General features: G+C 74.7%; 20 protein-coding genes. 17 read left to right on the top strand and 3 right to left on the bottom strand.

What is annotated here, in order from left to right:
- The first annotated feature begins 13 nt into the window (after window positions 1–13).
- The 13 genes from AB0883_RS28220 (at window position 14) to AB0883_RS28160 (ending at window position 13,815) form a co-directional block, all read left to right on the top strand.
- Window positions 14–1,033, top strand: coding sequence for a quinone-dependent dihydroorotate dehydrogenase (locus tag AB0883_RS28220; protein ID WP_366644336.1), 1,020 nt, complete (start codon window positions 14–16; stop codon window positions 1,031–1,033).
- Window positions 1,030–2,304, top strand: a complete 1,275-nt coding sequence (locus AB0883_RS28215; RefSeq protein ID WP_366644335.1) for an adenosylmethionine--8-amino-7-oxononanoate transaminase — start codon at window positions 1,030–1,032, stop codon at window positions 2,302–2,304. The genes AB0883_RS28220 and AB0883_RS28215 overlap by 4 nt, the downstream gene beginning before the upstream one ends.
- Before the next feature lie 108 nt (window positions 2,305–2,412).
- Complete coding sequence (pyrF, locus tag AB0883_RS28210) at window positions 2,413–3,252, top strand: orotidine-5'-phosphate decarboxylase (RefSeq protein WP_366644334.1); 840 nt, start codon at window positions 2,413–2,415, stop codon at window positions 3,250–3,252.
- Window positions 3,253–3,427: 175 nt separating this feature from the next.
- Window positions 3,428–3,745: an integration host factor, actinobacterial type gene (gene mihF, locus AB0883_RS28205; protein WP_007458370.1), complete on the top strand. Its 318-nt coding sequence runs from the start codon at window positions 3,428–3,430 to the stop codon at window positions 3,743–3,745.
- 25 nt (window positions 3,746–3,770) lie between these two features.
- Window positions 3,771–4,304: a guanylate kinase gene (locus AB0883_RS28200; RefSeq protein WP_366644333.1), complete on the top strand. Its 534-nt coding sequence runs from the start codon at window positions 3,771–3,773 to the stop codon at window positions 4,302–4,304.
- Between the two features lie 44 nt (window positions 4,305–4,348).
- Entirely contained in the window at window positions 4,349–4,612 is a 264-nt protein-coding gene (rpoZ, locus tag AB0883_RS28195) for a DNA-directed RNA polymerase subunit omega (protein WP_007075826.1), read from the top strand.
- A gap of 14 nt (window positions 4,613–4,626) precedes the next feature.
- A complete protein-coding gene (gene coaBC, locus AB0883_RS28190; RefSeq protein WP_366644332.1) occupies window positions 4,627–5,835 on the top strand; it encodes a bifunctional phosphopantothenoylcysteine decarboxylase/phosphopantothenate--cysteine ligase CoaBC in 1,209 nt (402 codons plus the stop codon).
- An 88-nt stretch (window positions 5,836–5,923) separates the two neighbouring features.
- The gene (metK, locus tag AB0883_RS28185) at window positions 5,924–7,117 is read left to right on the top strand and encodes a methionine adenosyltransferase (protein WP_121395227.1); all 1,194 of its coding nucleotides are present in this window, start codon (window positions 5,924–5,926) and stop codon (window positions 7,115–7,117) included.
- 71 nt (window positions 7,118–7,188) lie between these two features.
- Window positions 7,189–9,273, top strand: a complete 2,085-nt coding sequence (locus tag AB0883_RS28180) for a primosome assembly protein PriA (protein WP_366644388.1) — start codon at window positions 7,189–7,191, stop codon at window positions 9,271–9,273.
- Window positions 9,274–9,519: 246 nt separating this feature from the next.
- Complete coding sequence (locus AB0883_RS28175; RefSeq protein ID WP_366644331.1) at window positions 9,520–10,503, top strand: AAA family ATPase; 984 nt, start codon at window positions 9,520–9,522, stop codon at window positions 10,501–10,503.
- A 249-nt stretch (window positions 10,504–10,752) separates the two neighbouring features.
- Window positions 10,753–11,313 carry a peptide deformylase gene (gene def, locus AB0883_RS28170; RefSeq protein ID WP_121395221.1) on the top strand — a complete coding sequence of 187 codons (561 nt, stop codon included), beginning with the start codon at window positions 10,753–10,755 and terminating at the stop codon, window positions 11,311–11,313.
- A 4-nt stretch (window positions 11,314–11,317) separates the two neighbouring features.
- Window positions 11,318–12,244, top strand: a complete 927-nt coding sequence (gene fmt / locus AB0883_RS28165; protein WP_366644330.1) for a methionyl-tRNA formyltransferase — start codon at window positions 11,318–11,320, stop codon at window positions 12,242–12,244.
- The gene (locus AB0883_RS28160; protein WP_366644329.1) at window positions 12,241–13,815 is read left to right on the top strand and encodes a transcription antitermination factor NusB; all 1,575 of its coding nucleotides are present in this window, start codon (window positions 12,241–12,243) and stop codon (window positions 13,813–13,815) included. The genes fmt and AB0883_RS28160 overlap by 4 nt, the downstream gene beginning before the upstream one ends.
- Window positions 13,816–13,924: 109 nt before the next feature.
- Here AB0883_RS28160 and AB0883_RS28155 read toward each other — a convergent pair whose 3' ends face one another.
- Window positions 13,925–14,647: a VOC family protein gene (locus AB0883_RS28155; protein WP_366644328.1), complete on the bottom strand. Its 723-nt coding sequence runs from the start codon at window positions 14,645–14,647 to the stop codon at window positions 13,925–13,927.
- Between the two features lie 170 nt (window positions 14,648–14,817).
- Between AB0883_RS28155 and AB0883_RS28150 the strand changes: the two genes are divergently transcribed.
- The gene (locus tag AB0883_RS28150) at window positions 14,818–16,560 is read left to right on the top strand and encodes a M28 family peptidase (RefSeq protein ID WP_366644327.1); all 1,743 of its coding nucleotides are present in this window, start codon (window positions 14,818–14,820) and stop codon (window positions 16,558–16,560) included.
- 46 nt (window positions 16,561–16,606) lie between these two features.
- Here the strand turns inward: AB0883_RS28150 and AB0883_RS28145 are convergent, their stop codons facing one another.
- Both AB0883_RS28145 and AB0883_RS28140 read right to left on the bottom strand, forming a co-directional pair.
- Window positions 16,607–17,497, bottom strand: a complete 891-nt coding sequence (locus AB0883_RS28145) for a septum formation family protein (protein WP_366644326.1) — start codon at window positions 17,495–17,497, stop codon at window positions 16,607–16,609.
- 110 nt (window positions 17,498–17,607) lie between these two features.
- The gene (locus AB0883_RS28140) at window positions 17,608–18,495 is read right to left on the bottom strand and encodes a septum formation family protein (protein ID WP_366644325.1); all 888 of its coding nucleotides are present in this window, start codon (window positions 18,493–18,495) and stop codon (window positions 17,608–17,610) included.
- A gap of 248 nt (window positions 18,496–18,743) precedes the next feature.
- Between AB0883_RS28140 and rpe the strand changes: the two genes are divergently transcribed.
- From rpe to ribD, 3 genes are all read left to right on the top strand, one after another.
- Window positions 18,744–19,424, top strand: a complete 681-nt coding sequence (gene rpe / locus AB0883_RS28135; RefSeq protein ID WP_121395207.1) for a ribulose-phosphate 3-epimerase — start codon at window positions 18,744–18,746, stop codon at window positions 19,422–19,424.
- A gap of 1 nt (window position 19,425) precedes the next feature.
- Window positions 19,426–20,382, top strand: coding sequence for a response regulator (locus AB0883_RS28130; protein WP_121395205.1), 957 nt, complete (start codon window positions 19,426–19,428; stop codon window positions 20,380–20,382).
- A gap of 415 nt (window positions 20,383–20,797) precedes the next feature.
- Window positions 20,798–21,859 (top strand): bifunctional diaminohydroxyphosphoribosylaminopyrimidine deaminase/5-amino-6-(5-phosphoribosylamino)uracil reductase RibD, encoded by a 1,062-nt coding sequence (ribD, locus tag AB0883_RS28125; protein ID WP_366644324.1) that lies wholly within the window; start codon window positions 20,798–20,800, stop codon window positions 21,857–21,859.
- The last annotated feature ends 1 nt before the right edge of the window (window position 21,860 follow it).

Genomic DNA, 21,860 nt, shown 5'->3' with positions numbered 1-21,860 from the left:
CGGCGAGCGCGCGGTGATGTTCGAGCGGATCGTGCGGCCCGGGCTGTTCCGGATCAGCGGCGGGGACGCCGAGGCCGCGCACGAGTGGACGCTGCGCCGGCTGGCGGAGCTGTCCGGGCGGCCGGCGGCGCTGGCCGTGCTGCGGGCCCGCTACGCCGTCCGCGCGCCGCGCACGGTGTTCGGCGTCGAGTTCCCCAACCCGGTCGGGCTCGCCGCCGGGATGGACAAGGACGGCGTGGCGCTGCCGGCCTGGCCGGCGCTGGGCTTCGGCTTCGTCGAGGTCGGCACGGTCACCGCGCACCCGCAGCCGGGCAACCCCCGGCCACGGCTGTTCCGGCTGCGCGACAGCGAGGCCGTGGTGAACCGGATGGGCTTCAACAACGCCGGCGCCGAGGCCCTCGCGGCCCGGCTCGCGGCGCTGCCCCGCCCGCTCGGGGTGCCGCTGGGCATCTCGCTGGGCAAGTCCAAGGTGACCCCGCTGGACGAGGCGGTGGAGGACTACCTCGCGTCGTACCGCGCGCTGCGCGGGCACGGTGACTACTTCGCGGTCAACGTCTCCTCGCCGAACACCCCGGGGCTGCGCTCCCTGCAGGACCGGGCGCACCTGGACGCCATCCTGGCGGCGCTGGTGGGGGAGAAGCCGGTGCTGGTGAAGATCGCCCCGGACCTCACCGAGCCGGCGATCGCGGAACTGCTGGAGGTCTGCCTGGCCCGGGGCGCCGCCGGGGTGATCGCCACGAACACCACGCTGGCCCGCGACGGCCTCGCCCCGGCCGACCGGGCGCGCGGCACGGAGACCGGCGGCCTGTCGGGTCGCCCGCTCGCCGACCGCGCCCGCGAGGTGGTCGCCTTCGTGCACCGGGAGGCCGGCGGCCGGCTGCCGGTGATCGGCGTCGGGGGCATCGTGGACCCGGACGCGGCGGCCCGGATGTTCGACGCCGGCGCCGTCCTGGTGCAGCTCTACACCGGCTTCATCTACCGCGGCCCGGCCCTGGTCCGCGCCGCCGTCCGCGCCACGGGGACGGGCAGGTGACCCCCGAGGAGATCCTGGCCGCCGACCGGGCGCACGTGTGGCATCCGTACGCGGCCCTGCCGCCGGCGAGCGCGCCCTACGTGGTGGAGGGCGCGGCGGGCGTACGGCTGCGGCTGGGCGACGGCCGGGAGCTGGTCGACGGGATGTCGTCGTGGTGGGCGGCGATCCACGGCTACCGGCACCCGGTGCTCGACGCGGCGGTGACCGACCAGCTCGGCCGGATGAGCCACGTGATGTTCGGCGGGCTCACCCACGCCCCGGCGGTCCGCCTGGCGGCCACCCTGGTCGAGCTGGCCCCGGACGGGCTGGAGCACGTCTTCCTGGCCGACTCCGGCTCGGTCGGCGTCGAAGTGGCGATCAAGATGTGCCTGCAGTACCAGCGGGCCATCGGCCGGCCGGAGCGCCGCCGGCTGGGCACCTGGCGGGGCGGCTACCACGGCGACACGTTCCACCCGATGAGCGTCTGCGACCCGGAGGGCGGCATGCACCACCTCTGGGGCGACGTGCTGCCCCGGCAGGTCTTCGCCCCCGTCCCGCCCGGCGGCTTCGACACCCCGCCCGAGCCGGCCTACGAGGCGGCCCTGGTCGAGGCGGTCGAGCGGCACGCCCACGAGCTGGCCGCGGTCGTGGTGGAGCCGGTGGTCCAGGGCGCCGGCGGGATGCGCTTCCACCACCCGCACTACCTGCGGGTGCTGCGCGAGGTGACCCGGGCGCACGGGGTGCTGCTGATCTTCGACGAGATCGCCACCGGCTTCGGCCGCACGGGCGCGATGTTCGCCGCCGAGCACGCCGGGGTCGCGCCCGACGTGATGTGCGTGGGCAAGGCGCTCACCGGCGGGTACCTGACGCTGGCCGCGACGCTCTGCACGGCGGAGGTCGCCCGGGGCATCTCCGCCGGCGGGGTACTGGCGCACGGCCCGACGTTCATGGGCAACCCGCTGGCCTGTGCGGTCGCCAACGCCTCTCTCGGCCTGCTGCGGGCCGGGGACTGGGCGGGGCAGGTGGCACGGGTGCAGGCGGGCCTGCGGGCCGGCCTGGAGCCGTTGCGCGGCACGCCGGGGGTGGCCGACGTGCGGGTGCTCGGCGCGATCGGCGTGGTCCAGCTGGACCACGAGGTGGACCTGCCCGCTGCCACCGCCGCGGCAGTCGCCGAGGGGGTCTGGCTGCGGCCGTTCCGCGACTTGGTCTACACCATGCCGCCGTACGTCACCGACGACGCCGACGTGGCCCGGATCGCCGCCGGGGTCGCCGCCGCGGTGCGGGCCGGCTGAGCCGCCGGTCACGGTCCGGCGGGAGTACGCGGGCGGCGCGCGCCGCCCGCGACAGGAGCGTGCCCCGGCGGCGGACGCCCCGGGCGCCGAGGAGAGGGAGAGAACCGGATGGAGAGCTTCGGCGCCCGCCTGCACCGGGCCGTCACCGAGCGGGGTCCGCTCTGCGTCGGCATCGACCCGCACCCGGGGCTGCTGGCCCGCTGGGGGCTCGACGACGATGTCCGGGGGCTTGACCGGTTCGCCCGGACGGTCACGGAAGCCCTCGGTGACCGGGTCGCGGTGATCAAGCCGCAGTCGGCCTTTTTCGAGCGGTTCGGCTCGAAAGGTATCGCGATTCTTGAGTCAACTATCCGACAGTTACGCGAGGCCGGCTCGCTCGTTCTGCTGGACGTCAAGCGCGGCGACATCGGCTCGACCGTCGCCGCGTACGCCTCGGCGTACCTCGACCCATCCAGCCCGGTCCATGTGGACGCGGTGACCGCGAGCCCGTACCTCGGTGTCGGCGCGCTCGCGCCGATGTTCGAACTGGCCGCCGAGCACGGCGGCGGGGTCTTCGTGCTGGCGCTCACCTCCAACCCCGAGGGCGCCGCCGTGCAGCGCGCGCGCACCGCCGACGGGCGCACCGTCGCGCAGGCCGTCATCGACGAGATTTCCCAGCTCAACGCGGGTGCGCAGCCGCTCGGCAGCGTCGGGCTGGTGGTCGGCGCGACCATCGGTGACACCGGTCACGACCTGTCCGCCGTGAACGGTCCGCTGCTCGCCCCGGGCCTCGGGGCGCAGGGCGCCACCGCGGCCGACCTACGCGTCGTCTTCGGCTCCGCGCTGCCCGCGGTGCTGCCCTCGTACTCCCGGGAGGTGCTGGGCGCGGGCCCGGATCCGGACGCGCTGCGGGCTGCCGCCGACCGTGCCCTGACCGGCTGTCGGGCCGCCCTCGCCGCTGGTGACTGACTGACGGCTCGGTCACCTTTGTAAAGATCATCGCGCGTCCACGTTGCCGAATGCGCCGTCGACCGCTAGTTTTCCCCGCGCTGGGAACCATGGACCCCTTGGTTCACAGCGACACCACGTTTCACAGATGCGGCGGTGCGTCCCGCCCGTCGCGATAGGGACCTGAGGAGAACTGGTGCCGCTCCCGTCACTGACCCCCGAACAGCGCGCTGCCGCGCTGGAGAAGGCCGCGGAGATCCGCAAGGCCCGTGCTGAGCTGAAGGAGCAGCTCAAGCAGGGCAAGACCACCCTCGGAGCCGTCCTCGAGCGTGCCGAGTCCGACGACGTCGTCGGCAAGCTCAAGGTCTCCGCCGTGCTGCAGGCGATGCCGGGTATCGGCAAGATCCGGGCCACCCAGATCATGGAGAAGCTCAAGATCGCCGACAGCCGTCGCCTGCGTGGCCTCGGCGAGCAGCAGCGCAAGGCACTGCTTGGAGAGTTCGCCGCCAACTGAGCCTGGCTGCGTGTAGAAACAAGCAGTGAGCACGGATGACGAGGCGCGCCCGGCGGCTCGGCTCACTGTCCTGACGGGGCCTTCGGGCTCCGGCACGGAGAGTGTCGTCGAGCGCGTCCGGGCGCGTTCTCCGTCCGTGTGGGTTCCGGTGCCGGCCACCACGCGATCCCGCCGGGAGGGCGAGCTGGACGGCGTCGACCGGCTCTTCCTGACCCCCGCCGAGTTCGACCGGATGGTCGCCGCCGGGGAGCTGCTGGAGTGGAGCCGGGCCGGTCCCCACCGGCGCGGCACCCCCCTCGAACCGTTGCGCTCCCGGCTCGCCGCCGGTCAGCCGGTGCTGATCGGCCTCGACCTGGCCGGCGCGCTGCTGGTCCGGGCGGTACTGCCCGACGCCCGGCTGGTGCTGCTGCACCCGCCGGGGAACCTCCCCCCGCAGGTCACACCGGCCGCGGTCGAACACACCCTCGCGCACGACCTCACCGGGCGGGTCGTCGACGAGCTGGTAGGCTTGTCCGGTTCTTCTTTCCTGGCTCCGGCGCCACCGCACACGCGCGGTTGACCGCCAGCACCGCCACGCGGTGCGATAGACGCAGAGGTTAATTCGTGGGATCCATCGCAAACCCCGAAGGCATCACCAACCCGCCGATCGACGAGCTCCTCGAGAAGACGACCTCGAAGTACGCGCTGGTGATCTTCGCCGCCAAGCGCGCGCGCCAGGTCAACGCCTACTACAGCCAGCTCGGTGAGGGTCTGCTGGAATACGTCGGCCCGCTGGTCGAGACCACGCCGCAGGAGAAGCCCCTCTCCATCGCCATGCGCGAGATCAACGCGGGCCTGCTCACCGCCGAGCCGACCGACCAGCCGTAATCCGCCCCGCGTCGATGTCCCCCCGGATCGTCCTCGGGGTCGGCGGCGGCATCGCCGCCTACAAGGCGTGCGAGCTGCTGCGGCTCTTCACCGAGTCGGGCCACCAGGTCCGGGTCGTGCCGACCGCGTCGGCGTTGCGCTTCGTCGGGGCCCCGACCTGGGCCGCGCTCTCCGGCCAGCCCGTCGCCGACGACGTCTGGTCGGACGTGCACGAGGTGCCGCACGTCCGGCTCGGACAGCAGGCCGACCTGGTGGTGGTCGCGCCGGCCACCGCCGACCTGCTGGCCAAGGCCGCCCACGGCCTCGCCGACGACCTGCTCACCAACACGCTGCTGACCGCCCGCTGCCCGGTCGTGCTGGCCCCGGCCATGCACACCGAGATGTGGGAGCACCCGGCCACCGTCGCCAACGTCGCGACGCTGCGCTCCCGGGGCGTGCGCGTCGTCGAGCCCGCCGTCGGCCGGCTCACCGGCGCCGACACCGGCAAGGGCCGGCTGCCCGACCCGGCGGAGATCTTCGCGGTCGCCCGCCGGGCCCTCGCCCGGGGCGTCGGGGCGCCCGCCGACCTGACCGGGCGGCACGTGGTGGTGACCGCCGGCGGCACCCGCGAGCCCCTCGACCCGGTCCGCTTCCTGGGCAACCGCTCCTCGGGCAAGCAGGGCTACGCCTTCGCCCGTTGCGCGGTGGCCCGGGGCGCCCGCGTCACGCTGATCTCGGCCAACGTCTCGCTGCCCGACCCCGCCGGCGTCGACCTGGTCCGGGTCGGCACCACGGGCGAGCTGCGCGACGCCACGCTGGCGGCGGCGGCCGAGGCCGACGCGGTGGTGATGGCGGCGGCTCCGGCCGATTTCCGTCCCGCGACCTACGCGCCTGGCAAAATCAAGAAGTCGGACGACGGTAGCGCGCCCACCATCGAGCTCGTCACCAACCCGGACATCGCTGCCGAGCTGGGCCGGCGACGTCGCCCGGAGCAGGTGCTGGTGGTGTTCGCCGCGGAGACGGGCGACGCCGAGGCCAACGGCCGGGCCAAGCTCGCCCGCAAGCGGGCGGACCTCGTCGTCGTCAACGAGGTCGGGCACGACAAGGTCTTCGGCGCCGAGACCAACGCGGCGACCGTCATCGGCGCGGACGGTTCGGTCAGCCGAATGCCCGAACGGTCCAAGGAGGATCTCGCCGACGGCGTCTGGGATCTCGTGGTGGCCCGGTTGCCCGGCCGTTCCTGACGGCTGGAACCGGGCACGACCGAAGGGGCCAGGCTCTGACGCGGATGATTAAACTGCCGCGGAACGACTTCCACAATTTAGGAGTGCCGTGACACGCCGCCTCTTCACTTCCGAATCGGTCACGGAAGGCCACCCGGACAAGATCGCCGACCAGATCAGCGACGGCATCCTCGACGCCCTGCTCACCGAGGACCCGCGCAGCCGCGTCGCGGTGGAAACCCTGATCACCACCGGCCAGGTGCACATCGCGGGCGAGGTGACCACCAAGGCGTACGCCGACATCCCCACGATCGTCCGCCGGACCATCCTCGACATCGGCTACGACTCGTCGAAGAAGGGCTTCGACGGCGCCTCCTGCGGCGTCAGCGTCTCCATCGGCGCGCAGTCGGAGGACATCGCGCAGGGCGTCGACAACGCCTTCGAGCTGCGTACCGGGGCGTCGGAGAGCGCGCTGGACGCGCAGGGCGCCGGCGACCAGGGCATGATGTTCGGCTTCGCCTGCTCCGAGACGCCGGAGCTGATGCCGCTGCCGATCGCCCTGGCGCACCGGCTGGCCCGGCGGCTCTCCCAGGTCCGCAAGGACGGCACGATCCCGTACCTGCGCCCCGACGGCAAGACCCAGGTCACGATCGAGTACGAGGGGCTGCGCCCCGTCCGGCTCAACACGGTGGTCGTCTCCAGCCAGCACGCCGCGGACATCTCGCTGGACTCGCTGCTCACCCCCGACGTGCGCGAGCACGTCATCGCCCCGGAGCTGGAGAGCCTCGGGCTGGACACCGAGGGCTACCGGCTGCTGGTGAACCCGACCGGCCGGTTCGAGATCGGCGGGCCGATGGGCGACGCCGGCCTCACCGGTCGCAAGATCATCGTCGACACCTACGGCGGCTACGCCCGGCACGGCGGCGGCGCGTTCTCCGGCAAGGACCCGTCGAAGGTGGACCGCTCGGCGGCGTACGCGACGCGCTGGGTGGCCAAGAACGTGGTCGCCGCCGGCCTGGCCGAGCGGTGCGAGGTCCAGGTCGCGTACGCGATCGGCAAGGCCCACCCGGTCAGCCTCTTCGTCGAGACGTTCGGCACCGAGACCGTGCCGGTCGCCTCGATCGAGAAGGCCGTCTCCGAGGTCTTCGACCTGCGCCCGGCCGCCATCATCCGGGACCTCAACCTGCTCCGCCCGATCTACCAGCAGACCGCCGCCTACGGCCACTTCGGCCGGGAGCTGCCGGACCTGACCTGGGAGAGCACCGACCGGGCCGCCGACCTCAAGTCGGCCGCGGGAGCCTGACCGGCACCAGGCGCAGCGACCGGCGACCCGCGGACGGGTCGCCGGTCGCTCGTGTCTGCGTCGACGTCCCCCTGGCCCACCTGGACCGCCCGTTCGACTACCTCGTCCCGGCCGAGCTGGACGCCGACGCCGTTCCCGGCGTACGCGTGAAGGTCCGCTTCGCGGGGCAGCTCGTCGACGGCTGGCTGCTGGAGCGGGCCGACGACTCGGGGCACACCGGTCGGCTGGCGTACCTGGAGAAGGTCGTCTCGCCCGAGCCGGTGCTCGCGCCGGAGGTCGCCCGGCTGGCCCGGGCGGTCGCGGACCGCTACGCCGGCAGCCTCGCCGACGTGCTCCGCCTCGCCGTTCCGCCCCGGCACGCCCGGGTGGAGAAGGACGTCCGCGCCCGCGCCGCCGCCCCCGCCGTCCCCGACGTGGACTCCGCCGTCCCCGGCGCGGATCCTGCCGTTCCCGGCGTGGGTCCCACGGTCCCCGACGTGGACTCCGCCGTCCCCGGCGTGGGTCCCGCGGTTCCCGGCGCGGATCCTGCGGTTCCCGGCGCGGATCCTGCGGTTCCCGGCGCGGATCCTGCCGTTCCCGGCGTGGGTCCCGCCGTGTCCGGCGTGGGTCTCGACGCGTGGCGGGACTATCCGGCCGGGCCGGCCCTGCTGCGGGCGCTCGCCGACGGGCGGGCCCCCCGGGCGGTGTGGTCGGCGCTGCCGGGGGAGGACTGGCCCGCCCGGTACGCCGAGGCCGTCGCCGCCACCGTGGCCGGCGGCCGGGGCGCGGTGGTGGTCGTCGCCGACAACCGCGACCTGGACCGTCTCGACGCCGCCCTGCACGACGTCCTGGGCCCGGGGCGGCACGTCTGCCTCTCCGCGGCGCTCGGTCCCGCCCGGCGCTACCGGGCGTTCCTCGCCGCCCGGCGCGGCGACGCGGCGGTGGTGGTCGGCACCAGGGCCGCGATGTTCGCCCCGGTCGCCCGGCTCGGGCTGGTGGCGATCTGGGACGACGGCGACGACCTGCACGCCGAGCCCCGGGCCCCCTATCCGCACGCCCGCGAGGTGCTGCTCACCCGCGCCCAGCTCGGCGACGCCGCGGCGCTGGTGGGCGGGTACACCCGCACCGCCGAGGCGCAGCTGCTGGTGGAGACCGGGTGGGCCCGCGAGGTGGTGGCCGACCGGGCGACCGTCCGGGCCCGGATGCCGGCGATCGCGCCCACCGGCGACGACCCGCAGCTGGCCCGGGACCCCGGGGCGGCCACCGCCCGCCTGCCCAGCCTGGCCTGGACCACCGCCCGGGAGTCGCTGCGGGCGGACCTGCCGGTGCTGGTCCAGGTGCCCCGCCGCGGCTACCTGCCCTCGGTGGCCTGCGCCGAGTGCCGCACCCCGGCCCGGTGCCCGCACTGCGCCGGCCCGCTCGCGCTGCCGTCGGCCGAGGGCACCCCGGCCTGCCGCTGGTGCGGGCGGGTCGCCGCCGCGTACGCCTGCCCGGAGTGCGGCGGGCGGCGGCTGCGCGCCTCCGTCACCGGCGCCCGGCGCACCGCCGAGGAGCTGGGCCGGGCCTTCCCCGGCGTGCCGGTGCGCACCTCGGGGCGGGAGGAGGTGCTGGCCGCGGTCCCGGGCGGCGCCGGCCTGGTCATCGCCACGCCCGGGGCGGAGCCGGTCGCCGAGGGCGGCTTCGGGGCGGTGCTGCTGCTCGACTCGTGGGCCCTGCTCACCCGGGCCGACCTGCGGGCGGGGGAGGAGGCGCTGCGCCGCTGGCTGGCGGCCGCCGCGCTGGCCCGTCCCGCCTCCGCCGGCGGCCGGGTGGTGGTGGTCGCCGACGGGGCCCTCGCCCCCGTGCAGGCGCTGCTGCGCTGGGACGCCGGCTGGTTCGCCGCCCGCGAGCTGGCCGAACGGCGGGAGCTTGGCTTCCCGCCGGCGGTGCGGATGGCCAGCGTCACCGGCCTGCCGGCCGCGGTGGCCGACCTGCTGGCCGAGGCCCGGCTGCCGGCGGAGGCCGAGCTGCTCGGGCCGGTGCCGGCCGACGGGGAACGGGAACGGATGCTGGTCCGGGTCCCCCGGGCCCGCGCCGGCGCGCTGGCCGGCGCGCTGCACTCGGCGGCCGGGGTGCGCACCGCCCGCAAGGCCGCCGAGCCGGTCCGCCTCCAGGTCGACCCGCTGGCCCTCTTCTGACCGCCGGCCCCACCGCTCCCACCGCCCGACCTGGCCCCTCGTCGCACGCCGTGTCCGGCGGTGTGTCGACACGCGGGTGATAGCATCGCCCGTCATGCCCGGGCGTACGACGGCTCCAGGTCGCGGCGCGGCGCCGGACGCGCCGAGCCGGGGTCGTCGCAGGATCGCGCGACGATGGCGGGAGCGCGTCGGTTTCGGCGCGGTGTCGATGATTCCAAACAGCCGGTGATCAGGGGTGGACCAGTCGTGACCGTTCGTCAGTCGATCGTCTTCAATGGTGACCTCGGCAGCGGCAAGAGCACCGTCTCCGTGGTGATCGCCGAGCGGCTCGGCCTGCGCCGGGTCAGCGTCGGCGACCTCTACCGCCAGATGGCGCAGGAGCGGCAGATGACCGCGCTCCAGCTCAACCTGCACGCGGAGCTGGACCAGGCCGTCGACGGCTACGTCGACCAGCTCCAGCGGGACATCGCGGCCTCGGGCGAGCGGCTCGTCATGGACTCCCGGCTGGCCTGGCACTTCTTCACGGACGCGCTCAAGGTGCACATGATCACCGAGCCGGGCGAGGCGGCCCGACGGGTGCTCGCCCGCCCCTCCGGCCCGGCCGAGAGCTACGCCTCGATGGAGGAGGCCAAGGCCAAGCTGCGCGAGCGCAGCGAGAGCGAGCGGGGCCGGTTCATCGTCCGCTACGGGGTGGACAAGGCCCGGCTGCGCAACTACGACCTGATCTGCGACACCACCCGCGCCTCGGCCTCCGAGGTCATCGAGCACATCATCGACGCGTACGAGGGCCGGCTGTGCGCGGACGTGCTGCGCGACGCGCCGCCGCTGCTGCTGCTCGACCCGGCCCGCGTCTACCCGACCGAGGACATCGCCCACCTGCGCGACCTGTGGGACTCCGAGTTCGTCGGCGAGGTGGCCGCCGCCGGCGACGAGGCGCTGGAGCCCCTGCGGATCGGCTACACCGGCGAGTACTTCTTCGTCGTCGACGGGCACCGCCGCCTCAGCGCCGCCCTCCAGAACGGCTTCCGCCTGGTGCCGGCACAGCTCGTCGCCGAGGTGGACGAGCCGGTGGTCGGTGGGATGAGCGCGGTCGACTACTTCGCCGCCCAGGCCCGGCCCGGCCTGATCCACGACTGGGAGGCCGCCCACAAGATCGAGCTGCCGCTGCCCGAGCACGCCCTGCTCGGCGGCGACGCGGTCCTGGCCGGGGAGCCGGGCACCGGCGCCTGACCCGAGCGCGCCCCGTGCCGCCCGGGCCCGGGAGCGCCGCCGCGCCCGACCACAGCCGGATGCCCGGGCTCTCCCTGGCCGCCCCGCCGCGGCACCGGTCCCGGCTGGTCCTGCGCGGCTACGAGAGCCTCCCCCGTGACCATCGACACGCAACGGTCCGCGCCGCTTCGCGGCACGCCGGCCGGGGCGGCCGACGGCACTCCGTAGACTGGTACGGCACCAGTCCGCCCGCCGAAGGAGCCATGCCGAGTGACCGTCCAGCCCATCCGTCTGTTCGGGGATCCGGTGCTGCGCACGCCGGCCGATCCGGTGGTCGACTTCGACGTCGAGCTGCGCAAGCTCGTCGCCGACCTGACCGACACGATGCGTGAGCAGAACGGCGCCGGCCTCGCCGCGCCGCAGCTCGGTGTGGGCCTGCGGGTGTTCACCTTCGACGTCGACGACGTGGTCGGCCACCTGGTCAACCCGGTGCTCGAGTTCCCCGACGCCGAGGAGCAGGACGGTCCCGAGGGCTGCCTGTCCATCCCCGGCCTCTACTTCGACACCAAGCGCCGGCAGAACGTGATCGCCAAGGGCTTCAACGGCTACGGCGACCCGATGCAGATCGTCGGCACCGGTCTGATGGCGCGCTGCGTGCAGCACGAGACCGACCACCTCGACGGGGTGCTCTTCGTGGACCGGCTGGACCCGGCCGGGCGCAAGGAGGCGATGAAGGCGATCCGCCAGGCGGAGTGGTACGACCCGGCCACCCCGCCGACGGTCAAGCTCAACCCGCACGCCTCCGGCAGCCCCTTCGGCCTGGGTCGGTGAGCCGGTGCGCGTGATCTTCGCCGGTACGCCGGCCGTCGCCGTTCCCGCCCTGGCTGCCGTGGCGGCCTCCCGTCACGAACTCCTCGCCGTGGTCACCCGGCCGGACGCCCCCGCGGGGCGCGGTCGCGGGCTGGTCCGCTCCCCGGTGGGGGCGTGGGCCGACGAGCACGGGATCGAGGTGCTCACCCCCGCCCGGCCGCGTGAGCCGGAGTTCCAGGACCGGCTGCGTGAGCTGGCCCCCGACTGCGTCCCCGTGGTCGCGTACGGCGCGCTGGTGCCGCCGGCCGCCCTGGAGATCCCCCGCCACGGCTGGATCAACCTGCACTTCTCGCTGCTGCCCGCCTGGCGGGGGGCCGCGCCGGTGCAGCACGCCGTGCTGCACGGCGACGAGCTGACCGGGGCGAGCGTGTTCCAACTGGAGGAGGGGCTGGACACCGGTCCGGTCTACGGCACGCTGACCGACGAGATCCGTCCGACCGACACGTCCGGCGACCTGCTGGAGCGGCTGGCCCACTCCGGCGCCGGTCTGCTGGTGGCCGTCCTCGACGCGATCGAGGACGGCACGGCCCGGGCAGAGCCGCAGCCCGCCGACGGGGTGTCGCTGGCGCCGAAGCTGACCGTGGAGGACGCCCGGGTGCGCTGGTCCGATCCCGCCTTCGCGGTGGACCGGCGGATCCGCGCCTGCACCCCGGCGCCCGGCCCGTGGACGACGTTCCGGGGCGAGCGCGTCAAGCTGGGCCCGGTCACCCCGGTGCCCGACGGTCCGGAGTTGAAGCCGGGCGAGCTGCTGGTGGAGAAGTCCCGGGTGCTGGCCGGCACGGCCACCACCCCGGTACGGCTCGGCGAGGTCCGGGCGGCGGGCAAGCGGGCGATGCCGGCGACCGACTGGGCGCGGGGCGTCCGGGTCGCCGCGGGGGAGGAAGTCGCGTGACGGGCACTTCGGAAGGGCCCTCGGGCGACCGTCTCTCCGGCGAACGGCGCGGTGAGCGCTCCGACAGCGGGCGTTTCGGCGGTGAGCGCTCCGGCGGACGCGAGCAGCGTCCCGCGGGCGGCCAGCGCGGCGAGCGGCCGGCGCGGGGCGGCCAGTGGGGTGCCCGGACCGGCGGCGACCGCCGCGACGGCGGCCGGCGCCCCCCGGCCCGCCCGACGGTGGACCTGCCCCGCCAGGTGGCCTACGAGGCGGTCGCGGCGGTGCACCGGGACGACGCGTACGCCAACCTGGTGCTGCCGTCACTCCTGCGCGACGCGGGGCTGGTCGGCCGCGACGCCGCCTTCGCCACCGAGTTGACCTACGGCACGCTGCGCCACCTCGGCACCCTCGACGCGATCCTCAGCGACGCCGCCGGGCGGGACGTGCAGCGCATCGACCCGCCGGTGCGCGACGCGCTGCGGCTCGGGGCGTACCAGCTGCTGCACACGCGGGTGCCGGCGCACGCCGCGGTCTCCTCGACCGTCGACCTGGTCCGGGCGGTGGGCCCCGGCGCGACGGGCTTCGCCAACGCGGTGCTGCGCGAGGTCGCCGGCCGCGACGCCGACGCCTGGGTGGCCAAGTTGGCCCCGTCGGCGGAGAGCGACCCGGTCGGGCACCTGGCCCTGGCGTACAGCCATCCGCAGTGGATCGTGCGGGCCTTCGCCGAGGCGCTCGGCGGCGACCTCGGCGAGACCACCCGGCTGCTCATCGAGGACAACGAGCGCCCGCCGGTGCACCTGTGCGCCCGGCCCGGCCTGGCCGACGCGGCGGAGCTGGCCGACGAGGCCGGCGGCGCACCGGGGGCCTTCTCCCCGTACGCGGTCTATCTCTCCGGTGGCGCGCCCGGCGACCTGCCGGCGCTCGCGCAGGGGCGTGCCCACGTGCAGGACGAGGGCTCCCAGCTGGTGGCCAACGCCCTGGCGGTGGCCCCGCTCGACGGCCCGGACGGACGCTGGCTGGACCTGTGCGCCGGCCCGGGCGGCAAGTCCGGCCTGCTCGGCGCCCTGGCCGCCCAGCGGGACGCGCGGCTGACCGCGGTCGAGGTCTCCGAGCACCGGGCCCGGCTTGTCGAACAGGCCACCCGCGGCCTGCCGGTGACCGTGCTGCACACCGACGGCCGCACCGTCGGCGCGGATCCGAAGCTGCCGGAGGCGCACTTCGACCGGGTGCTCGTCGACGCGCCCTGCACGGGGCTGGGGTCGCTGCGCCGTCGCCCGGAGTCCCGCTGGCGGCGCCAGCCCTCGGACCTGCCGCCGCTGACCCGGTTGCAGCGCGAGCTGCTGGCCGCGGCGCTGCGCGCGACCCGCCCGGGTGGGCTGGTCGCCTACGTGACGTGCTCCCCGCACACCGTGGAGACGCACGTGACGGTGACCGAGGCGGCCCGCCGCTCCGGTGTGCCGGTCGACTTCGTCGACGCCCGGCCGCTGCTGCCGGCGGGCATGCCCGGTCTCGGCGACGGGCCGACGGTGCAGCTGTGGCCGCACCGGCACGGCACCGACGCGATGTTCCTCGCGATGCTCCGCCGCACCTGAGCGGCGGTCCCCACGGGCTCGTCCGGCCGAGACGCGGCGGACCACGGCCGCGGCACGCTCACCGAGCGCGCCGCGGCCGTCATCCGCGTACGGTGACTGAGGGCACCTGTCACCCCTGGTCGAGGTCCCAGACGAAGCAGAAGGGCTTGCCGGCGGGATCGGCGTAGACCCGCCAGTTGTCCCCCTCGCCGGGCAGACGGGTGGCCCCGAGCGCGAGCGCCGCCGGCTCGGCCGCCGCCACGTCGTCGACCCGCACGTCGAGGTGGATCTGCTGCGGGTGGGCGGGGTCGGGCCAGCGCGGCGGCGAGTAGTCGGCCACCTGCTGGAACAGCACCGGTCGGGCGCCGTCCTCGCCGATCATCGCCATGCCGTCGCCCTCGTAGGTCACCGGCTTGCCGAGCAGTTCCGCGTAGAACACGCTGAGCGCCTTGGCGTCGGGGCAGTCCAGCATCACGCCCGCCAGCGTGGTGCGCGGGTCGTCGGCGTTGAGGCACAGGTCGAACGGGTGCCCGGTGGGGTCGGCCAGGGTGTGCCACCGCTCGTTGCGACGCAGCAGCGTCGCGCCCAGCTCCTGCGCCCGGGCGGTGGCCGCCGCCAGGTCGGGCACCCGCAGGTCGAGGTGGGCCTGCTGGGGGCGGGCGGGATCCGGCCACCGCGGTGCCACGTGGTCCGGCGCGAGCTGGGCCGCCACCCGCCAGCCGTCGTCGGTGGTCATCGTGATCCAGTCGTCCTCGGCATGGATCTGCCGCCACCCGGCCAGCTCCTGGTAGAACCTCGCCAGGCCGGCGATGTCACGGGTGTCCAGGGCGACGGTCCACAGGGTGCCGATCATCGTTCCTCCCCCTCCGTCGGCGTCGACACATGATTGCCCACCGGTACGACACCACGCCCGTCGGTCCGTCGGCGGTGCGCGGGCGCGGCGGGAAGCGCCACCCTTTCGTCTGCTTCCACGATCGCGCTCCACGGTGGCATCATCAGGCGGCCACCTATCGAGGAGCGTCCATGAAGCGAAGAATCCTGACCGCCGGCCTCGCGCTCGCCGTCGTCACCGGCGGCATGGCGACGCAGACCGCCGCGCCGGCGTCGGCGGCCCCGGCCGCCGGCGTGCTCGCGCCCGCCGCGCAGGCCCTGGCCGCGCCGGACATCGCGATCGCCGACGTCCAGGCCCACCTGACGCAGTTCCAGACCATCGCCACCCAGAACGGCGGCAACCGGCGGGCCGGCTCCGCCGGCTACACGGCCTCCGTCGCGTACGTCAGGACGAAGCTCCAGGCCGCCGGGTACACGGTGACCGAGCAGGTCTGCACCGACTGCACCTACCGGTCGAACAACCTGATCGCCGAGTGGCCGGGCGGCCCCGCCGACCAGGTCGTCATGTTCGGCGCGCACCTCGACGGCGTCTCCGCCGGCCCGGGCATCAACGACAACGCCACCGGCTCGGCCGCGCTGCTGGAGAACGCGCTGGTGCTGGCCCGGCAGAACCCGACGATGACCAAGCGGGTCCGGTTCGCCTGGTGGACCGACGAGGAGCAGGGCCTCAACGGCTCGGACTTCTACGTGCGTTCCCTCAGCGCCACCCAGCGGGGGTACGTCAAGGGCTACTACAACTTCGACATGGTGGGCTCCACCAACGGCGGCTACTTCATCAACCGGATCACCTCCACCACCGCCGCCCCGCTGAAGGCGTACTGGGACTCGCTGAACATCCAGCCCGAGGAGAACGTCGAGGGCCAGGGACGCTCCGACGACTACTCGTTCCAGCAGGCCGGCATCCCGACCTCCGGGTACGCGGCGGGCGCCAGCGCCCGGAAGACCTCGGCGCAGGCCGCCAAGTGGGGCGGCACGTCCGGCTCGGCGTACGACCCGTGCTACCACCGCTCCTGCGACACCACCTCGAACGTCAGCGCCACGGTGCTCAACCGCAGCGCCGACGGGATCGCGTACGCCGTCTGGCAGCTCGCCGTGGGCACGGGGACCAACGACTTCTCGGTAGCGGTGAGCCCGACGTCGGGTTCGGTGCAGCGGGGCGCGTCCACCACGGCGACGGTCGCCACGGCCACCACCGGCGGCACCGCCCAGACGGTCGGCCTGTCGGCGACCGGCGCCCCGGCGGGCGTCACCGTGTCCTTCAGCCCGTCGTCGGTCACCTCCGGCGGCTCCGCCACCATGACGGTCAGCGCGTCGGCCTCGGCCCCGGTGGGCACGTACACCCTCACGGTCACCGGCGCGGGCTCCGGCGGCGTCTCGCGCTCGGCCAGCTACACCCTGACCGTCGGTGGGGGTGGCGGTTGCGCCGGTGGACAGCTGATCGGCAACGGCGGGTTCGAGAGCGGGTCGTCGCCGTGGACCGCCTCGTCGGGTGTCATCACCAACGACACCCGCCAGCCGGCGCGGACGGGTTCGTACAAGGCGTGGCTGCTGGGGTACGGCTCGACGCGGACCGAGACGCTGTCGCAGTCGGTGACGATCCCGGCGGGCTGTGCGAGCTACACGCTGTCGTTCTGGCTGCACGTCGACACGGCCGAGACGACGACGAGCACCGCGTACGACCGGTTGGTGGTGCAGGTGGGGACGGCCACGCTGGCGACGTACTCGAACCTGAACGCGGCGGCGGGCTACACGCAGCGGTCGTTCAACGTGGCCGGGTACGCGGGACAGACGGTGACGCTGAAGTTCACCGGCACGGAGGACGCCTCGTTGCAGACCAGCTTCGTCGTCGACGACGTGACGCTCCAGGCCAGCTAGGCGCGGCAGGTGTCGGGGCGGCCATCCGCGGTGGCCGCCCCGGGCCTCAGGTGACCGGCAGGCCCCTCGTGCCGGCGCCCTTCACCGACCTGGTGAGGTTGCGGTCGCTGACCCACAGGAAGCACTGCACGCCCCGGTTGCCGTTGCGCCACTCCCGCTCGAACGGGTGGTAGTAGATCGAGCCGGCCCGGTACTGCAGGTCGCCGTTGTCCGGCACCCTGGCGTACTTCGCGATCAGCGTCCGGCACGCCCGGTGCACCTTGCGCGTGTCCCGGCTGAAGTCGTCGTAGCTGGTGTCGGGTGCCTGCCACACGCCGACGAACTCGGCGCGGTGCTTGCTGGTGCAGGCCACCGGCACCATCTCCCGCACCTCGTCGGCCCGCGTCTTCGGGTTGAAGCAGCGGTGGGCGAGCGGGGCGGCGCCGCTCAGCGCGCCCTTCAGGCTGCCCGTGCGGGCCTTCGCGGCGGCCTCGTCGAGGCTGGTCTGCTCGCTCAGGTCGCAGCGGAACCAGCGGGCGCCGCCGCCCCACGCCTGCGGCGACGGCAGCACCACGCTCAGCCCGAGCCGGCCGGCCCGCCAGTCGCCGCCGACCAGCTCGTTGACCTTCGCGTCGCACTCGGCGCGGGCGGCGCGCATGCCGGCCGAGCCGGCCGGCGGGGGCGTGACCCGGTCGGCCCCCGCCCCGGTCAGCGTGCCGACGTGCACGGTCTCCGTGCGGTGCGACACCGCGCAGTCGACGGGGTGGTAGGCGGTGAGGTAGCCGACGTCCTGCACGCCGGCGTGGCAGACCCCGGCGGCGGGCACGAACGCCTGCGGCGCGGCGGGCGCCGGCCAGTCGTCGGTCAGGTCACGGTCGGTGCCGGCAGGGGTGCCGCAACCGGCGAGCGCCAGGGCCGCCACCGCGCCCACCGTGGCCGCCGTCCACCACCGTCGCATCCCGACCTCCCGCGGTTCGTGGGCCGCACCCGGCGGCGGCCAGCGCGGCGGTCCCGCCGGCGCGGAGGCGGCCGGACACGCCACGGTGCGGCAGCATACGGCACCCTCGCTCAGCTCGCGGGCAACCCTTGCGGGCCGGCGCCCCGCATGGAGCGGGTCAGCTTCCGGTCGTCGCTCCACAGGAAACACCGCACCCCCCGGTCGCCCTCCTGCCACTCCCGCTGCGACGGGGGATAGAAGATCGAGCCCGCCCGGTACGGCAGGTCGCTGTTGTTGGGCACCTCGGCGAAGGCGGCGATGAGCGCCATGCAGCGCGTGTGCGCCTGCCGGTGGGACCGGCCGAACTCGGCCCAGGTGATGTCCCGCTCCAGGTAGACGCCGACGAACTCGGCGCGGTGCGGCTCGGTGCACAGCACCGGTGCCATGTAGTTCAGGTTGTCGCCGATCAGCTTGGGATCGAAGCAGCGGTGCAGCAGCGGGGAGTCGCCGATCATCGCGCCCCGCAGGCTGCCCGTGCGGTTCACCGGCCGGGTGTTGTCGATGCTGCCGGTCTCGCTCAGGTCGCAGCGGAACCAGCGGGCACCCCCGCGCCACGCGGTCGCGGAGGGCAGCGCGACGGTGAGCGTGATGCGGGCGGCGTGCCAGTCGCCGCCGAGCACCTCGCGGGCGCGCTGGTCGCACTCGGCGCGGGCGGGACGCAGGGTCGCGGAGCCCGGTTCTGGCCGGTCGCCGTCGGCGGCAGGGCCGGCGAACCTGCCCACGTGCACGGTCTCGGCCAGGTGGTTGCGGGAGCAGTCCACCGCCTCGTAGGTGCGGGCCTGCACGACGGCGGTGATCCGGGGCAGGCAGGCGTCCGTGGCCGGCACGAACAGCTGCGGCGCCCGCAGCGCCGGCCAGTCGTCGGTGAGGTCGCCGTCGGAGCCGCCCGGTCGTACGCAGCCGGACAGCAGGACCGTCAGCGTGCCGGCCAGCGCCAGCGCCGCGAGCCACCGTCGCATCGTCCGCCCTTTCCGGGAGCTGACGCGTCGACCGCCGCCGGGCCACCGCGCGGGCGTACGGCTCACGTCACCGTCCCTGATGGAGTCTTGCCGCGTTTCGGTCGTCCGGCCAGTCGCGGATGGCCCTTCGTCCGGTTTCGCCGACCCGGGAGGGCCAATTCTGCACCACTGGTCACCGCCGGGTCACCGGGTGTCCCGGTTGGTGGCGCGCTGCGGGTGGTCGTCGGCCGCGTTCGTACACTGGCCCGGTGACCGTACCGCCGCCGATCGTCGCGCCCAGCATCCTCGCCGCCGATTTCGCCCGCCTCGCCGAGGAGGTCCGCGCCGTCGAGAACGCCGCGGACTGGCTGCACGTGGATGTCATGGACAACCACTTCGTGCCCAACCTGACCATCGGGCTGCCCGTGGTGCAGAGCCTGCGGGCCGCCACCGAGCTGCCCTTCGACGTGCACCTGATGATCGAGGACCCGCGCCGGTGGGCGCCCGGGTACGCCGACGCCGGGGCGTACAACGTCACCTTCCACGCCGAGGCGTGCGACGACCCGGTGGCCCTGGCCAAGGACCTGCGCTCGGCGGGGGCCAAGGCCGGGCTGGCGATCGACCGGGACACCCCGATCGAGCCGTACCTGGAGCTGCTGCCGAGCTTCGACACGCTGCTGATCATGACAATCAAGGCCGGCTTCGGCGGGCAGCGGTTCATCCCGCAGCTGCTGGACAAGGTGCGTACGGCCCGCCGGCACGTCGACGCCGGCCACCTCGAACTGCGCATCGAGGTCGACGGCGGCATCGCCGCCGACACCATCGCCCAGGCTTCCGAGGCGGGTGCCGACGCGTTCGTCGCCGGCACCGCCGTCTACGGCGCCGACGACCCCGCCGAGGCCGTCCGGAAGCTGCGGGCACTCGCGGAGCGCGCCGCCCCCGGGGCCTGACGTGGAACCGGCCGGGGACCGTCCGGACGTGATCCTCGTCGTCGACGACGACGAGGACATCGCGCGTTTCGTCGCGTTCAACCTCCGGCTGCACGGCTTCGAGGTGATCCACGCCAGCGACGGGCAGGAGGCGCTCGAGGTGATCGAGCGCCAGCGCCCCGACCTGGCGGTGGTCGACCTGATGATGCCGCGCATCGACGGGCTGGAGCTGACCCGGCGGCTGCGCGCCGACCCGATGACCTCCGCCCTGCCGGTGATCATGCTGACCGCCAAGGGCATGACGGTGGACAAGGTGCACGGGCTCAGCGCCGGCGCCGACGACTACCTGGTCAAGCCGTTCGACACCGCCGAACTGGTCGCCCGGGTCAGCTCCACGCTGCGCCGCAACAAGGAGTTCCGCGAGGTCTCGCCGCTGACCGGGCTGCCCGGCAACAGCCGGATCCGCCGGGAGATCTCCGACCGCGTCCGCAGCGGGGTCGACTACGCCGTCGGCTACATCGACATCGACCGGTTCAAGAGCGTCAACGACCGGTACGGCTTCGTCCGCGGCGACGACTTCATCTCGGCCCTGGCCCGCAGCCTGCACCGGGCGGTGGTCTCGGTCGGGCTGCCGCCGGCGTTCCTGGGGCACGTCGGCGGGGACGACTTCGTCATCGTCTGCGCCCCGGAGCAGGTCCGGCCGCTCACCTCCCGGGTCTCCGCCGACTTCGAGAAGGCCGCCGACTCGCTCTACGACCCGGTCGACGCCGCGCGCGGCTACGTGGAGCTGAAGGACCGCCGGGGCAACATCCGGCGGGCGGCCCTGGTCACCCTCTCGATCGGCGTGTCCCTCTCCGACTCCGGCAAGCGGTTCACCGACCCGCTGGAGGCGATCGCGGTCGCCTCCGAGATGAAGACGGTGGCCAAGAGCCAACCCGGCTCGTACGTGGCGGTGGACCGCCGGCGCGGGGTCACCTGATTCGTGCGCTGTTGCTGTGAAGTACCACGCCCGGGTGGCGCGACCCCCCGTCCGGCGTGTAACACTTCCCGTGTACCCACCACGCGCTGGCGGGACTCGGTGTAATTCCGAACCGGCGGTGATCCACGGTGTGACCGTGGTAAGCCCGCGACCCGGTCGGCCTCGTGCCGCCCGGTGGACCTGGTGAGAATCCGGGGCCGACGGTTGGGAGCGGGAAACCCCGCCCCCAGACAGTCCGGATGGGAGACAGCGCGCGGGACGGACGGGCCCTGCCCGGCCGCTGACCTCAGCGTGCCGTGCGCGCCCCCCGGGGCGGCTCCGCCGTACCCGGATCTCCGCCGCCGCACGCTCGCGGCCCCATGCCGTCTCCTCCCGTCACCGCCCGCGCGTCGACCGGCGAGTGAGAGGGCAGGGCATGGCCGGCGTCTCCGTCGACGAGGCGATGCGTCGCGCGGTGGAACTCGCCGCGCGCGGTCTCGGCACGACCAGCCCCAACCCGGTGGTCGGCTGCGTGCTGCTCGACGCCGACGGGCAGGTGGTCGGCGAGGGGTTCCACGCCTACGCCGGAGGGCCGCACGCCGAGATCGTCGCGCTCGCCCAGGCGGGGGAGCGGGCCCGCGGCGGCACCGCCGTGGTCACCCTGGAGCCCTGCGACCACACCGGCCGCACCGGCCCCTGCAGCACCGCGCTGGTGCGCGCCGGCGTCGCCCGGGTCGTCATCGCCGTGCCCGACCCCAACCCGCTCGCCACCGGGGGCGCCGCCACGTTGCGCGCCGCCGGGATCCAGGTCGACACGGGGGTACGCGCGTGCGAGGCGGAGGCCGGCAACGTCGCCTGGCTCACCTCGATGCGCCGGGGCTGGCCGTACGTGATCTGGAAGTTCGCCGCGACGCTGGACGGCCGGTCGGCGGCGGCCGACGGCACCAGCATGTGGATCACCTCCGAGGCCGCCCGGATGGACGTGCACGCGCTGCGCGGCACCGTCGACGCGGTGCTCGCCGGCGTGGGCACGGTCCTCGCCGACGACCCCCGGCTCACCGCCCGCAACCTGCGCGACGGCACGCTCGCCATCCGGCAGCCGCTGCGGGTCGTGGTGGACACCGACGGGCGTACGCCGGCCGACGCCCGGGTCCGCGACGGCGCGGCGCGCACGTGGATCGCCACCGCGGCGGAGGTCGGCACCGGCCCCGACGGCCGCGTCGACCTGCCGGCGCTGCTCGCCGCGCTGCACCAGCGCGGGGTCCGCGCCGCGCTGCTGGAGGGCGGCCCGAAGCTGGCCGGCGCCTTCCTGGCCGCCGGCCTGGTCGACAAGATCGTCGGCTACGTCGCGCCCCGGCTGCTCGGCGCCGGCCCGACCGCCCTGGTCGACGCCGGTGTGAACACCATCGCCGAGGCCATCGACCTGGAGTACGTCGACGTTACGCAGGTCGGACCCGATCTGCGGATCACCGCGCTGCCCCGGAAGAGGGAGGGCTGAC

It is taken from the genome of Micromonospora sp. NPDC047812 (genome assembly GCF_040704175.1).
In the GTDB taxonomy this organism is placed as follows: Bacteria; Actinomycetota; Actinomycetes; order Mycobacteriales; family Micromonosporaceae; genus Micromonospora.
Note: the sequence above shows the minus strand (reverse complement) of the source record. Positions and strands in the feature narration are given on the sequence as shown.